Origin of the sequence: Novosphingobium malaysiense (assembly GCF_000802225.1) — a bacterium.
Taxonomy (GTDB): Bacteria; Pseudomonadota; Alphaproteobacteria; order Sphingomonadales; family Sphingomonadaceae; genus Novosphingobium; species Novosphingobium malaysiense.
In genome coordinates this window covers 69,980-83,926 of record NZ_JTDI01000009.1, presented here as the reverse complement: position 1 = coordinate 83,926, position 13,947 = coordinate 69,980, and the positions used below count along the sequence as shown (strand labels likewise).

Here is a 13,947-nt window from a genome sequence, read left to right as displayed (position 1 = left end):
AAAATGAAGTCCGTGCCACCTGTCCCCAAGCCAGACCATGTGCCCGAAGCGCTGGTTGTCGATTTTGACTTCATCGAACTGCCGGGTGCAGAGGATGATATCCAGGCGGGATATCAGGCCTATCAGCGCGGCTGCCCCGACATCTTCTGGACTCCGCAGAACGGCGGGCACTGGGTTGCGACGCGCGCGGAGGACATCGTTTTCATGCAGCGCAACACTGACGTTTTTTCCAATCGCATGGTCACCCTTCCACCGTTCCCGGAAGGCACGCCGCCTTCGATTCCTCTGGAAATCGACCCGCCGCGCCACGCGCAGTACCGGCGTCCTCTGATGCAATTCCTGACGCCGGGGGCGGTCAAGCATCTCGAGGATGGCGTGCGCAAGGTCGCGATCGATCAGATCGAGGCGCTGTTGCCGCAGGGTGGCTGCGAATTCATCGAGGATTTCGCCAAGGTCCTGCCGATCCATGTCTTCCTTGATGCCGTGGATCTCCCGCGTGAAGACGCCTCCATGCTGCTGCCCATCGCCGAGAAATCCGTGCGGGCGCGCAGTATCGAAGACCGGATCGAGGCCCACCGCGAAATGAGCGGCTATCTTCTGGGCTGGGTGCGCAAGCGGCGCGCGGAACCTGGCGACGATCTGCTCAGTCAGATCGTGACGATTGATGTCGATGGCGAAATGATTTCGGAAGACGAGGCTCTCAGCTATGCGACGCTCGTGCTGTTCGGCGGTCTCGACACCGTGGCCGGCATGATCGGGCTCATCGGCAAGTTCCTCGCCGAGCATCCGGACAAGTGCAAGGAACTGGTCGAAAATCTCGATGATGCGAAGTTCCTGAAGAACGCGATCGAGGAACTGATCCGGCGCCACGGCATCGCCAACACCGCCCGCGTGCTGACGCAGGATTACGACTATAAGGGCGTGCACTTCAAGAAGGGCGACCACATTCTGCCGCCGAATCTGCTGGCCGGGGTCGATGACCGCGTTATCGATGATCCGCTGACCGTCGACTTCAACCGCAAGAAGCCGGTACACGCGAGCTTCGGAAACGGCGCGCACGCATGTCCCGGCGCGGGCCTCGCCCGCCGGGAGATTGCCGTATTCCTGGAAGAATGGCTGCGCCGTATCCCGGAGTTCCGCGTCAAGCCTGGCACCAAGCCGGTGCTGGAGACCGGTCAGGTCAACGGCATCATCAAGCTGGAACTTGTCTGGCCCTGAACTGGATAAGGGGCTGCGTTCAAGCGCTGTGAACGCGGCCCCAGAAGGCCTGCGCGTCGGCATCGAGCATGTCGGCGGCATATGTGACCAGGCCATGTTCCACGCGGTAGAGCATGGCCCATTCATAGGAGATCTCTTCGCCGCTGGCCGCGCTCTTGCGATAGGCGCGGGCATGCACGAAGACGCACTGTTCGTCGATCGAGCGCACCAGCAGGATCTCGTCGCGGTAATCCGCCAGTGCTGAACGGCACGCGGTGACGAAATCGGCCATGGCCTGCCGTCCGACCAGCGTTTCCTTGCGTCCTGTCGGGCCGAACAGCGAATGGACCACCTCAGGGTGATAGAACGCGAAGGCGTCCGGCGAGGGTGCTCCGGCATCGGAGAAGGCATCGACCCGATCTCCGTCCAGATCCATCCCCGCGCTCAGCCCCATCATCGCGCGAATGAGACGTTCGGCCGCGTTCATGCGCCATCGGCCTGCGCGTAGCCGTAGCGTTCGCGGTAGGCGGCGTAGCGCTGTTTGAGCTCCTCGGTGGAGGCGCCGAAATCCTCGGGCGTAAAGCGCTGCATGGTGCTCGACTTGCGCGGATGGGCATCGAGCCAGTCCTGCATGGCGTTTTCAACCTCGGGCCGCAATTCCAGCCCGAAATGGTCGTAGATCTTCCGCACGACCTCCATCTGGTTCTTCACGAAGTGCCGGAAATCGACATCGAACACGCGGCCCGGATTGGCATCCTTCACCGCATCGGCGCGTTCCATCGCCAGCGCCCACATTTCCTGCTCGCGGGCGAAGATCTTGGGATAGTCGATATTCTCCTCGCCCCGGAACATCCGGTGTGCCCCGCGCAGCAGGTTGACGATCGATGGCACTGCCTGAAGCGGGTCGCGGTGCGTCTGGACGATCATGGCATCAGGGAAGACCTCGAGAATCTCGGCGAGCGAGAACGTGTCGGTCGGGTTCTTGAGCAGCCAGGTCCGGTCGGGATCGTTGGCGCCGATCAACCGCATGACGTCCGCCAGATAGCGATAGGAGAACGTGTCGTCGGTCGACTTGAACCAGGCATCGTAGCGCGGAATATCGAACTGCGAGGGCAGCATGTTCGAATGGAAGCAATGGCTGAGGATGTTGAGCGATTCCTCGACCGTGTCGACGGCCATTCCGTGGTCGTCGAGCACTTCGGGAGCTACCGCGATCATTGCGTCCAGCGCGGCCTTGGCGGTGATGAAATCCGGATTGTCCGCCCATTCCGCGCGCGGAGGGCGTGGTTGAGGAGCGGCGCAGAGCCAGTGTTCGGCACCCTGGAACTGCGGATCGACGGCCAGCAGCTTGTGCAGCGCGGTCGTCCCCGAACGTACGATGCCGGTGACGATCATGGGCCGCACGATCGGGCGGGCCATGGCCTGCGGGTTGGCCTTGAAGCCCTCGACGGTCCTCAGCCGGGCAACAAGGTTCGCCAGCAGGAACTCGCGTGCCGCAATCGCGCCTGCGGGCGAGAAGCCGGCTTCATCGAATTCGGCAAGCGCCCGTTCGAGGCCCTCGCGCCATTCACCGGTTCCGAAATCGTCCAGCCCGGCGCGCCGCTGCGCCTCTGCAAGAAGCGCGGGCAGAGACCCGGAAAAAGGCGGCGCGATTTGTCCGGCAGGCGCGTTCACAGCAGCCCTTTCTCTTCGGAGGTGCGCGTGTTGGTGTCGATGCCCTGTTCGCGCAGGACTTCGATGATCGCCGTGGTGGCCGAAGCGACGGCGGGAAATCCGACATAGGGCAGCGTCTGGATCAGCGCTTCCTCGATCTCGCGCACGGTAAGGCCGTTGTTCATGCCGATACGGACGTGGTTCTTGAGCTCGCTGAGCGCCTTCTGCGCGATGAGGACACCGATCGTGACCAGGCTGCGCTGCTTGCGCTCGAGGCCGTCGCGGCCCCAGACGCTGGCGAAGGCGAACTGGCATGCCAGTTTTCCGGTGGCGCTGGCAAAATCTTCGGTCAGCAGCCCCTGTTGCATGGCGGCCTTGGCCTGCGGGCCCATCAGTTCGCCAAAAACCTCCACACCGCGTTGGGTTAGCTCATCCGACATTGATCAGGTCTCCAATTGACTGGGGCAGGACGCAGGCTGCGTCCCTCAAAGATATTGATGGAAGAAATCGGCAGCCGCCCCGATGGCCTGTTCGCGCATTCCCGGCTTGTAGGCATCGAGCTGATCGATCGCGAGAGAGACCATGCGCTTGGGCTCTCCGGCCGCGCGATAGGCTTCCTGGATAGGCTGGTTGGGGTGATAGACGTCGTGCCCGGTCATCTGCACGATGCAGTAGGCGCGCGGCGCGATCTTGCGCGCGGTGTAGGTCGCGTCGAATTCCATAACGCGCTCGAAGCTTTCCAGCGTGATTTCCTGCGCGCTGTGCATGAGCATGTCGCCGGTCTTTTCATACCAGGTCGTCACGTCCTCGATCATCGCCGGGTCGGCGGGCATCGGGGTGAAGCCGTCGGCTGCAGGCGCCGCCATCGGGTGATGCGGGTCACCGCCTTCGCGGGTGCGCTTGCGGCGCGCTTCAAGCAGGTATTTGCGCACCGCAAGGTAGTCGGCCTCGCGGTTCAGTGAGCGAACCCAGGCATCGCCATCCATGATCGGAGCCTGCGCCACGCAGGCCCGCACGCGAATGTCATGCGCGGCAACGTGTGTGACGATCCCGCCGCCGAAGCTGGTGCCCCAGATACCGATCCGCGAGGCATCGACGCCGGGCTGGACTTCCAGCCAGTCGATGGCGCTCTTGAAGTCCTCGGTTTCCTGCAACGGCCGGAGGCGTCCTCGCGGTTCACCGCCCGAAGTGCCGAAATGGCGATAGTCGATCGCAAGGCAGACGAAGCCGGCTTCGGCGAACAGGCGGCCTTCCTCGACAAGGCTGGTGCGGGCGACGGTAAAGCCGTGCCCGATCACGAGCGCGGGAGAGGAGCCGGTCTCGCTGTAGCCGGCGGGAAGGTAGAGATCACCTTCGCAAGTCACGCCTTCGCTGGTGAACTGAACAGTCTTCTTTGTAGTCACTGTCTGCCTCTCCATCCGCGTTCTTGCTTGCGGATTATGTAATCGAATGACCACCCGCGGCCATGGCTGCGGGTGGTTCATCGTCTATATGATCGGAAGGGTCCCCGGCACCGGTTGTGACGGGGGGATTCGCCCGCGCAGTCAGTCTCCGAAGCGGACGAAGATGTGCTCGGGAACGCGCATCATGATGCCGCGTACCTGCGGTGCGGGCTTGTCGGGATCGAGCCGGAGGTTCGGCAGGTTGTCCAGCACGGCGTGCATCGCGCGGGTCATTTCGACGCGGGCCAGATGTTGCCCCACGCAGATGTGCGGCCCGCGCGAGAACGACCAGTGGGCATCGCGCCTGCGGAAGATGTCGAACTTGTCGGGATCGTCCCAGACGTCCGGATCGCGGTTGGCCGCGCCAGCAACGACGTCGAGCACGGAACCGGCCGGGATATCCACCCCGCCGAGCGTTGTATCGACGGCGGCCATGCGGGTCTGCATCAGCACCGGGCCGTCCCAGCGCAGCGCTTCCTCGATGGCGGGTGCGATCAGGGCCCGGTCCTTGCGGATTGCATCGAGCTGGTCCGGGTTCTGGAGCAGGGCGGTAAGCAGGATGCTGGTGCCGCGGTAGGTGGTGTCGCCAGCTGCATTCATCAGCTGGCGCAGGAACGAGAACAGCACCAGATCAGGCAGGTATTCCCCGTCGACTTCGGTGTTTGCCAGAAGGGAGACAAGATCATCGCCCGGATTACGCCTGCGTTCATCGACCAGCGCCTCGAAATAGGTGCCCAGCTTGCGGGCGGCTTCCTGTGCGCGGCCTGCGGTCATGAAGTCCGTCTGGCCGATCGCAAGGCGCTGGAACGTGCGGACATCGTCCTTCGGCAGATCGAGCTGGCGATAGATGACCTCGAAGGGATAGAGCTGCGTGAACTGCTGGACGAGGTCGGCCTCGCCCTTGTTCACGAACGCGTCCATCAGATCATGGACAACCGGGTCGACGATCGAATCGCCCCATGTGCGCACGTGCTGGGGCAGGAAGATCTTCTGGAAGATCTTGCGGAAGCGGCCGTGTTCGGGATTGTCCATGGTGCTGATGGAGCCCATCCCGAAAGTCGTGCCCAGGTTCGCCCGGTATGCCGCGTTCGAGAAGCGGGTCTGGTCCGTCAGAACCTCGGTGATCTCCTTGGTGCCCACGATAATGAAGCGTTTTGCCTCCGGATGCGGCGTGGAGCCGACTGCGAAACGGGAACAGTAGTCACCTTCAAGGACGGGGCCTTCCGCGCGCATCGCGTGAATCGCCGGATAGGGATCAGCGATGTCGCCGAAATTCGCCTCGTCAGACGTGAAGGGATCGTAACTCGGCGGATCGAACTCCTCGATCCGGATTGCTGCTGTTGCCATTTCCACATCCCGATTCTTGTGTAGTAAACACTGTATACGGAATGGCGGGTGCAGCGTCAACGCGCAGGTTTCGGTGCTCCTGAAATCAGCGCCCGGCCGACCAGCGTCTCGATCACGTCCACTAGGTGATCGCGATCGCCGCCACCGCCGGGAAACAGCCATTCCCGCATCAGGACCGCGCTTGCCATCATCCCGAACGCCAGCCGCACACCGGCATCGACATCGAATCCGGGGTCGGTGATGCCGGCCTCGGCGTGCTCCTGCTTGATGCTGGCAATGGCGCTCTTGAGGAACGGTTCGAAGCCGAGATCGGTGGTTTCCGAGCCGTTCTGCGGAGGCGGGCCTCCGAAGACGAGGGCTCTCAGGAGATCGCGATTGTCCGTCAGCAGGTCAAAGATCTGCAGATAGGGATCGGCCCCCTGGGTGTCGTCGGCAGCTTCCTGCTCGCGTGCAAAATCGGCCATGACCTTGGTGAAGGGGGCATAGACGACTGCGTCGAACAATTGGGCCTTGTCGCCGAAATAGCGAAACAGCAGCGTTTCGCTGACTTTCGCGCAGGCCGCGATTTCCCGCGTCGTCGTGGCACTGAATCCGCGTTCGGCGAATAGCTCCAGCGCGGCCTTGCGCAGGTTGGCCTCGACATCTTCGCGCGTCCGTCGCCGCCGGCGAGGCTGTCCTTCGCCGGATGCGGGTTTCGTTGCTTTGCTGTTTGCTCGCCCCATGCGGGGCATGGTTTGTCGCTATCGCACGGAAATGCAACCACCGGGGCGCTGTTCGGTCAATCTACGGCAAGGATGTTCACAGCCTGGCTCGACAGCACGCCGCCATTGCCCTGTGCGATCGCGGTGCGAGCATTGGCGATCTGGCGTTCGCCGCATTCCCCGCGCAACTGGCGCACGGCTTCTACAATGGTGAACATGCCGTACATTCCCGGGTGAAGATAGGACAGGCCGCCGCCGTTGGTATTGACCGGGAGCTTGCCGCCCGGCGCGATCGCGCCGCCTTCCACGAAGCGCCCGCCTTCGCCCTTCGGGCAGAAGCCTAGGTCTTCGAGAAACAGGATGACATTGATCGTGAAGGCGTCATAGAGCTCGACGACATCGATGTCCGAGGGCGCAAGGCCGGCCTGCGCCAGGGCACGCGGACCGCATTCCGCCAGCGCCGTGGTCGTGAGATCGGGCATCGAGGAAATGTCCCGGTGCGTGGTCCGGCTCGCGGCCCCCATCAGCCATACAGGCGTCGCGGCAAGGTCGCCGGCACGGTCGGCGCGCGTCATGACCAGCGCGGCGGCGCCGTCGGTGACGAGGCAGCAATCGAGTTTGGATAGAGGATCAGAGATGATCCGCGAGGAGAGGTAGTCCTCCATGGTCAGCGGATCGCGCATGGTCGCCACCGGATTGAGCTGCGCCCATTTGCGCGCGGCAAGCGCCACTTCGCCAAGCTGCTCCCGGGTCGTGCCGAACTCATGCATGTGGCGAGCTGCTGCCAATGCATAACTGCACAGCGGATTGAGCGGCTTGTAGATGGCTTCGTAAGGGAAGGGCTTGGAGGTCGAGGAGAGCTTGCCGGTGGCCGAGGCCTGGTTGCTGCCATAGGCGATCAGTGCGCAGTCGATGAGGCCGGCATCGAGCATCCAGGCGGCGCGTTCGACATAGCTTTCGAAGACATTGCCGCCGGTGCGCGAATTGTCGGCCACCTTGGGTTCGATTCCGCAATATTGCGAGAAAGTCATGCCGCCGCCGAAGGTGTCGTTGGACGTCGTCACGAAGACCCCGTCGACATCGGCAAAGGTGAGTCCGGCCTCGGCTAGGGCTGCGCGCGCGGCGATGGCTGCCATGTCATAGGGCTCATAACCAGGGCAGCGCCCTTCACCGAAGGTGGCGGCGCCGACGATGGCAGTCTTGCGGGTGGGAAAAGCGCTCACTGGCCTGTCTCCCCGGCCGGGACGAAGACGACGAGGTGCTCATCGTCCTGCGCGATGATGCGTGCTTCCACCTCAAGGCCGATGGGGACTTCGGTCGGATCCATGCCTTCGACGCGGCTCATCATCCTCGGCCCCTCTTTGAGATCGACCAGAACGATTCCCACAGCGGGTTCGGGCGGGCGTTTTCGGATCGAAGTGGCCGAATAGACTGTGCCGTGGCCGCTGGCCTCGACCCATTCGAGATCCTCGCCCGTGCCCGGGGCTACCGCGCGCGGAAAGAAGACATATTGCCCGGTCTTCGTGCCGCGCTGGATCATGAAGCGTCCCTGCGCGAGAAAGGCCTGGAATTGCAGGTCGGGGCCGGTCCCCGCCGAAACCTCGTTCATGCCGCTTGCTCCTTTGTCGTGGCAGGTTTCTTGCCGGGAATGGCCGGCTGTTGTCGAGAGAGGGCTGCCGCTATCGGATTGACGATGCTTGCGTCGCAAGGCGGCGAGGCCGAGCCAACGGTTTGATCGCAATCGCGATTGGATGAAGGTTCGATTGCACGGACCGGCAAGCAGGGGCAATCTTGCCGCCGGCAGGACGAAGCTCGTTTTGCGGCGGGAGATGGTGACCGAATATGTTGGAGAATCCTCCACTTGAAGCCGAATATGACCTGGTGATCGTCGGATCGGGCGGCGGTTCGATGGCTGCTGCCCTGGTGGCTAAGGACTTGGGCAAAAGCGTCGTGATCCTTGAAAAGCTCGACCAGGTCGGGGGCTCCACCAGCTTTTCGGGCGGTGTGTGGTGGGTGCCCAACAACAGCCTGCTCAAGCAGGCGGGAATCCACGACAGCTTTGAGAAATCTCGCGAATACTTCAACAGTGTGGTCACTTACGAAGGGCCCGGCGTCACGCCTGAACGGCGCGATGCCTTCCTGAAGGCGGCGCCGCGCATGATGGACTACCTGATCGGCAAGGGCATGAAGGTGCGTCGGCCGACGGATGACTGGCCTGACTACTACGATGACCGCCCCGGCGGTTTGCCCGAGGGCCGTTCGGTCATGCCCCAGGCATTCGACATCAACACCTTGGGCGAGTGGAAGAACCACCTTGCCATCTATCCGCCCATGCACGGCCTGCCGATCGGGGCGGACGAGTTCACCACGTTGTTCACGGTCAAGCGCACCTGGGCCGGAAAAATGCGGGCGCTGAAATTCGCCCGCAAGATGATGGTCAACAAGCTGCTGGGCCGGTCATGGGCAACCAATGGCGGTGCGATCCAGGGGCGCATGCTGCAGATTGCCCTGCGCGCGGGCGTTCCGATCCACCGCAACATGCCGGTGAAGGATTTCGTTTTAGAGGACGGCCGCGTGGCGGGTGTCGTTGTGGATCAGGATGGATCGCAAGTGACGGTCCGGGCTCGCGAGGGCGTGATCGTGAACGTGGGTGGCTTCTCTCGCAACGAGGCCTTCCGCAAGAAGGTTACCGACGGTCCGGTCGACGCGAACTGGACCAGTGCCAACCCGGGCGACACCGGCGAAGTCATCGAAGCCATGATGGGGCTAGGCGCAGCGACGGACTGTCTCGATACCGCCTGGTGGGTGCTGACGTCCCGTAATCTCGACGGCAGTTGGCCAGAGGGCACGACGGATGCGACAGGCACTTTGCGGCCCTTCATGCACCATACCGACTTGTCCCTGCCGCACCTCATGATGGTGGACCGCAACGGCAAGCGCTTTGCCGATGAGGCGGGCGCCTACATGGAAATCGGCGAGCGTATGTTCCAGCGCAACCGTGAAACCAGTGGCAAGGCGATCCCGGCATTCACCATTCTCGATCAGCAGAACCGTAAGGATTATCCCTGGGGCCCGTTTCCGCCCGGCGTGACGCCGAAATCGTGGATCGAGAGCGGCTATATGAAGAAGGCCGATACGCTCGAAGAGCTGGCGGCCATGTGCGGCATCGACGCCGAGGGCCTGAAGGCCGAGGTGGAGCGCTTCAATGGTTTCTGCCGCACGGGAGTCGATGAGGATTACGGCCGCGGATCGCGCGCCTTCGATCTTTGCCACGGCGACCCTTCGGTGAAGCCCAACGGCAGTCTGGGAACGGTCGAGAAGGCCCCGTTCTATGCCGTTGCCATGTATCCGGGCGACGTGGGGACCGCGGGTGGTGTCGTGGCCGACGAGTATGCACGCGTGGTGCGCGACGATGGAACGCCGATCGAAGGGCTCTACGCCGTGGGCAATTCTACCGCATCGGTCTTTGGCCGGTGCTACCCCGGGGCCGGGGCCAGTATCGGGGCCTCGTTCACCTTCGGCATGGTCGCAGCCTACCACGCGCTGGGATCCGATCAGCTCGAAAGTTTCATTTCCTGAGGAATTCGTCCCAATGGCGGTGCCGCAACTGCGCAATGTGTTCCAGATATGCTACGCGACGAACGATATCGATCGCGCCGCAGTGATCCTTCAGGAACAGTTCGGTTGCGGTGAAATGCTATTCATGCGCGACCTGCCGGATTCGCTCACCCAGATCGCGCTCTCGTACTGCGGAGACACGAACTTCGAACTGGTACAGCCGCACAATCCATCCGGGGACTTCTATTCCGACTGGATCTCCGGTGCGCAGGATTTTGTCCTGCGCCTGCATCATTACGGTATGCTCGTGGACTCGCGAGAGGACATGGCGGCCATACGCGCCGCCCATGTGGCCAGGGGACATGGCATTCCCCTGGAAGCGTCGATGCCCGGCAATCTCGATGCCCTCTACGCCGATGTCACCGGCACACTGGGGCACTACCTCGAGTATATCTATCTCGAAGAGGGGGGCAGGCAGATGTTCGCGGCCGTACCGGGGAGCCCGATGCGCTAGGACCCGGCAGGGAATGGCATAGCAGGACTGACAGGTGCCGAGTTCCGGCTCAACGCGATGATCGGCTTCGGCGCCTGCGGTCTCTCTACAAACATGGAATATTGCCGGGCAAGCGCCGGCAGACCGGGAGAAAACAGCATGCGCGCAGTCTACTTCGACAAGGTCGGTGAACCGCTCAAGGTCATCACCGTGGACGATCCCGAGCCCGGCCCGGGCGAAGTGGTGATCGAAGTCGCGCGCTGCGGAATCTGCGGGTCCGATGCGCATCTGACGCAGGTGCACGGCTATTATCCGGAGCAGTCGATCCTTGGACACGAATTCTCCGGTGAAGTCGTCGCGGTCGGCAAGGATGTGGAAGGTTACGCGATAGGTGACCGGATCACCGCAATGCCCGCGGCGGGATGCGGCAAGTGCCGCGCTTGCGTACACGGTGTTCCCTTGTTCTGCGAAAACGGAACGGCGAGCTACACGGGCGGTTTCGCCGACTACATGCGCATCGGGGTGAACACCGCCACGCACTTGCCGCAGACGCTGTCGCTGGCAGACGGCGCGCTTACCGAGCCGCTGGCCGTCAGCCTGCACGGCGTGGCCATGGCGCAGATCAAGCCGGGGCAACCGGTTCTGGTCCTTGGCGCGGGGGCGATCAGTCTGGGCGCGATCTTCTGGGCGCGGCGGCTCGGGGCCGGAAAGATCGTGGCGCTTTCGCGCTCGCGCCGACGTGAGGAAATGGCGCTCAAGATGGGCGCGGACGTCTTCGTGCAAGGCGGGGAGAACGAAGTCGCCGAAGTGCAGCAAGCGCTGGGCGGCGCGCCCGAGATCGTGTTCGAGGGCATCGGGGTGGAAGGCGCCTTGCAGAAATGCGTCAACCACGTCGCGGTCGACGGCAAGATCGTCTCGCTTGGCTTCTGCACCAACGCCGATCCGGTGATTCCGGCGGTGAGTACCTTCAAGCAGGTCAACCTGCTGTTCTCGATGGCCTACACCATGCGCGAGTTCGAATACTGCGCCCATGCCATGGACAAGGGGCTGGTCGATCCGGGGACGATGGTGACGCGCACCATCAGTCTGGAAGAAGTGCCGGCCATGATCGAGCAGATGCAGCGGGGCGGAGTCAGCGACATCAAGATCCAGGCCGCCCCGTCGCTTTGAGCGGTCGGGGAGCGGTGGCTCCCCCGACCGGCCTCAGTCCAGTGCGGAGAGGGCCGCGCGGGCGATGGCTTCATCCTGCTCTGCGCTTGCTCCGGAAACGCCGACCGCACCCTCATGAACACCGTCGATCACGATGGGCACGCCCCCGGCGAAGGGAAGCATGTGCGGAAGCGCGGCCATGGCCGGGTTGTGTTCGCCTGCCTTGGCCAGCGCGCTTGTTGGCAGCCGGTACATTTGCGCGCAGCGGGCCTTGGCAATTGCGACGTCGGCCGAGGCCGCCGCCGCCCGCTCGGACCGCTCGACGACGAGCAGATGACCGCCCGCGTCGACGATCGCTACGCACACGGAAAGATCGTTACTGGCTGCCCCCCTCATGGCGCGGTCGGCCATTCCCGAAGCGACGGTGAGCGTCAGGGGAAGGGCGGGGGACCCGCGGGTGGACGCATTCATGTCGCAAGCCTCCTTCCGCCCCCTGTGGGTTTCAGGAATTCGAAACGCACGCTTTCCAGATCGATGCTGTCCGAGCTGTCGAGATCGGCTGATGCCTCGAACAGGGTGCGCAGCAGCGCCTTGGGATCATCGGTCTCGACTTCATAGACCGCGACGAACTCGGTCCTGTCACCGCTGCCGGGTCCCGCGCGGACATAACGGGTGCAGGCGAGGAAACCCGGTACGGTGAGGACATCGCCCATATGGGTGTTCTCGTACCAGCTGTCGTACTCGGCCTCGCGGCCCGGCTTGGCGCATGAGGAGATCACGAGTTGGTAGGCCTGGGCCATGCGGGTTTCTCCTCAGCCCTGTCCGGCATAGCCGCGGCTGCCCTTGAGCGGGCGGTCCCAGGAAATGTCGTTGCGATCGCGCGTGTTGGGGCCGGTCGAGCGCTGCATGGCGAGATACTCTTGCGGGATGTCCACCGGATTGAAGGCGCCGGCGTACTGGTTGACGCAGACACGGTGCGCGATGGCCCACTTGCCGTCGCGCTTCTCGAAGCGGTCGACGTAGCGGCCGAAGGCGAGCGTCGGCGGGCCTTCGCGGTTTTCGCCCCAGAACAGGTAATAGGTTTCGCCGTGGGCGGTATCGCCGTCGATCTCCACCGTGTGGTTGGTGATGATGTGCTGGTGCTGGTATTGGTTCTCGCCGTGCCAGCCGATGGCCCAGTCGGTGAATTCGTCCGCGTTGCCTTCAGCCACACCGTGCTCGTCGATGGCATCGGGGTGATAGGCGCTGGCCATCAGGTCCTTGTCGAACCGGTCGACCCCGCGGGTATAGCGCAGCAGGGCCTGCCAGATATCGTGGCGGTCCTTCTGCTCCTTGATGAAGGCGATCAGTTCGGGCGTCAGTTCATTTTCGGACACGGGCCTCTCCGCTTTTTCTGGGCCCCGGACCGGGACCGAGCGCATCCTGCGCGCAGGCGCGCGCCATGCAACATGAGGCCACCAACGATCATGTTGCCGATGGCTTTCGGTCAGGTCCTGATCAGGGCCTGCTGCGCGATGTTGGCGACGAGACGGCCTGAGCGGTCGAACAGCGTGCCGCGAGAGAGCCCGGTCTGGTTGCCGGCAAAGGGGCTGTCGGTATCGAACAGCAGCCAGTCGCAGGGATCGGCGGTGTGGTGGATCCAGAAGCTGTGGTCGAGGCTGACCATCTGCGGGTAGACGCTGCCGAGGGCCTGGTGGTGCTTTGCCAGCGATGCCCCGGCGAGCCACACGTCGCTCAGGTAGGCCAGGAGCGAGCGCTTTACGCATGCATCGTCCAGCGCGAGTTGCGGCCGAAGCCGGATCCAGAAACGGCGGCGGGATTCCTCGCCTGGCACGACGCCGAGCGGGCCGCAGGGCCGAATGTCGAGAGCAACAAAAGCGGGGAACCTGTTCACGAAGGTCCGCGCGACGACGTTTTCCGTGCGATCCGCGTATTCCTCGAACGTTTCGAGGGTGTCCGGATCGGGAATGCCCTCGGGCATGGACGACTGGTGATTGATGCCGCCGGTCTCATCGATGTGACAGGACACCATCATCTCGAGCAGGATCAGGTCGTCCTGCATCGCGCGCACCCGGCGCGATGCGAAACTGCGCCCCTGCCGCATTTCCTCCACGAAGTAGCGCACTTGCCGGGAAGCATCGCCCGCGCTCAGAAACAGCGCGTGGATGGCGTGCGCGGCGTATTTCTCGGGCACGCAGGCTTCCGCCGCCGCGAGCGCCTGCCCCAGGACCTGCCCGCCGAAAATCCTGCGGGTTTCAGGAATGATGGCATAGCGGCTGGCGAATTCATGGTCGCCGCAGCGCTCGATCTCGGAAAGCTGGGTCACGTCGGCGCCCGGCCAGGGCAGGCAGGCGTCGGGTGCAGTCGTATTGCCGTTGGATGTCTTCGTCACGGTATTGTCTGGTAC

The 13,947-nt window shown here is 63.4% G+C and carries 16 protein-coding genes; 4 read left to right on the top strand and 12 right to left on the bottom strand.

All coding sequences use genetic code 11. From position 1 onward, the window contains the following. Positions 1-3: 3 nt before the first annotated feature. A complete protein-coding gene (locus LK12_RS22480; protein ID WP_039290113.1) occupies positions 4-1,218 on the top strand; it encodes a cytochrome P450 in 1,215 nt (404 codons plus the stop codon). Between the two features lie 19 nt (positions 1,219-1,237). Here the strand turns inward: LK12_RS22480 and LK12_RS22475 are convergent, their stop codons facing one another. The 8 genes from LK12_RS22475 to LK12_RS22440 all read right to left on the bottom strand — a co-directional run bounded on the left by LK12_RS22475 (position 1,238) and on the right by LK12_RS22440 (position 7,949). Continuing rightward, a complete protein-coding gene (locus tag LK12_RS22475) occupies positions 1,238-1,684 on the bottom strand; it encodes a nuclear transport factor 2 family protein (protein ID WP_039290110.1) in 447 nt (148 codons plus the stop codon). After that, entirely contained in the window at positions 1,681-2,871 is a 1,191-nt protein-coding gene (locus LK12_RS22470; RefSeq protein WP_231568453.1) for a sulfotransferase family protein, read from the bottom strand. Before LK12_RS22470 ends, LK12_RS22475 begins: the two co-directional genes overlap by 4 nt. Next, the gene (locus LK12_RS22465) at positions 2,868-3,290 is read right to left on the bottom strand and encodes a carboxymuconolactone decarboxylase family protein (RefSeq protein WP_039290107.1); all 423 of its coding nucleotides are present in this window, start codon (positions 3,288-3,290) and stop codon (positions 2,868-2,870) included. Before LK12_RS22465 ends, LK12_RS22470 begins: the two co-directional genes overlap by 4 nt. A 45-nt stretch (positions 3,291-3,335) precedes the next feature. After that, positions 3,336-4,253, bottom strand: a complete 918-nt coding sequence (locus tag LK12_RS24040) for an alpha/beta hydrolase (protein ID WP_052223718.1) — start codon at positions 4,251-4,253, stop codon at positions 3,336-3,338. A gap of 141 nt (positions 4,254-4,394) precedes the next feature. Further along, positions 4,395-5,639: a cytochrome P450 gene (locus LK12_RS22455; RefSeq protein ID WP_039290106.1), complete on the bottom strand. Its 1,245-nt coding sequence runs from the start codon at positions 5,637-5,639 to the stop codon at positions 4,395-4,397. 56 nt (positions 5,640-5,695) lie between these two features. Then, positions 5,696-6,361 (bottom strand): TetR/AcrR family transcriptional regulator, encoded by a 666-nt coding sequence (locus tag LK12_RS22450; protein ID WP_052223717.1) that lies wholly within the window; start codon positions 6,359-6,361, stop codon positions 5,696-5,698. Between the two features lie 56 nt (positions 6,362-6,417). Further along, positions 6,418-7,563 (bottom strand): acetyl-CoA acetyltransferase, encoded by a 1,146-nt coding sequence (locus LK12_RS22445; protein WP_039290100.1) that lies wholly within the window; start codon positions 7,561-7,563, stop codon positions 6,418-6,420. Beyond that, positions 7,560-7,949, bottom strand: coding sequence for a Zn-ribbon domain-containing OB-fold protein (locus LK12_RS22440; RefSeq protein WP_039290097.1), 390 nt, complete (start codon positions 7,947-7,949; stop codon positions 7,560-7,562). Before LK12_RS22440 ends, LK12_RS22445 begins: the two co-directional genes overlap by 4 nt. A 233-nt stretch (positions 7,950-8,182) precedes the next feature. On the opposite strand from LK12_RS22440, the gene LK12_RS22435 reads away from it, so the two are divergent. The 3 genes from LK12_RS22435 (at position 8,183) to LK12_RS22425 (ending at position 11,561) form a co-directional block, all read left to right on the top strand. Next, complete coding sequence (locus tag LK12_RS22435; RefSeq protein ID WP_039290096.1) at positions 8,183-9,919, top strand: FAD-dependent oxidoreductase; 1,737 nt, start codon at positions 8,183-8,185, stop codon at positions 9,917-9,919. A gap of 13 nt (positions 9,920-9,932) precedes the next feature. Continuing rightward, positions 9,933-10,412 (top strand): VOC family protein, encoded by a 480-nt coding sequence (locus tag LK12_RS22430; protein ID WP_039290094.1) that lies wholly within the window; start codon positions 9,933-9,935, stop codon positions 10,410-10,412. Between the two features lie 138 nt (positions 10,413-10,550). Next, entirely contained in the window at positions 10,551-11,561 is a 1,011-nt protein-coding gene (locus LK12_RS22425; protein ID WP_039290092.1) for an alcohol dehydrogenase catalytic domain-containing protein, read from the top strand. A 33-nt stretch (positions 11,562-11,594) separates the two neighbouring features. On the opposite strand, the gene LK12_RS22420 is transcribed toward LK12_RS22425, so the two are convergent. The 4 genes from LK12_RS22420 to LK12_RS22405 form a co-directional block, all read right to left on the bottom strand. After that, complete coding sequence (locus tag LK12_RS22420; protein ID WP_039290091.1) at positions 11,595-12,011, bottom strand: GlcG/HbpS family heme-binding protein; 417 nt, start codon at positions 12,009-12,011, stop codon at positions 11,595-11,597. Continuing rightward, entirely contained in the window at positions 12,008-12,340 is a 333-nt protein-coding gene (locus tag LK12_RS22415; protein ID WP_039290087.1) for a DUF4286 family protein, read from the bottom strand. Before LK12_RS22415 ends, LK12_RS22420 begins: the two co-directional genes overlap by 4 nt. Positions 12,341-12,352: 12 nt before the next feature. Then, entirely contained in the window at positions 12,353-12,916 is a 564-nt protein-coding gene (locus LK12_RS22410) for a nuclear transport factor 2 family protein (RefSeq protein ID WP_039290085.1), read from the bottom strand. A gap of 110 nt (positions 12,917-13,026) precedes the next feature. Continuing rightward, complete coding sequence (locus LK12_RS22405; protein ID WP_052223716.1) at positions 13,027-13,932, bottom strand: acyl-CoA thioesterase; 906 nt, start codon at positions 13,930-13,932, stop codon at positions 13,027-13,029. Positions 13,933-13,947 lie beyond the last annotated feature (15 nt).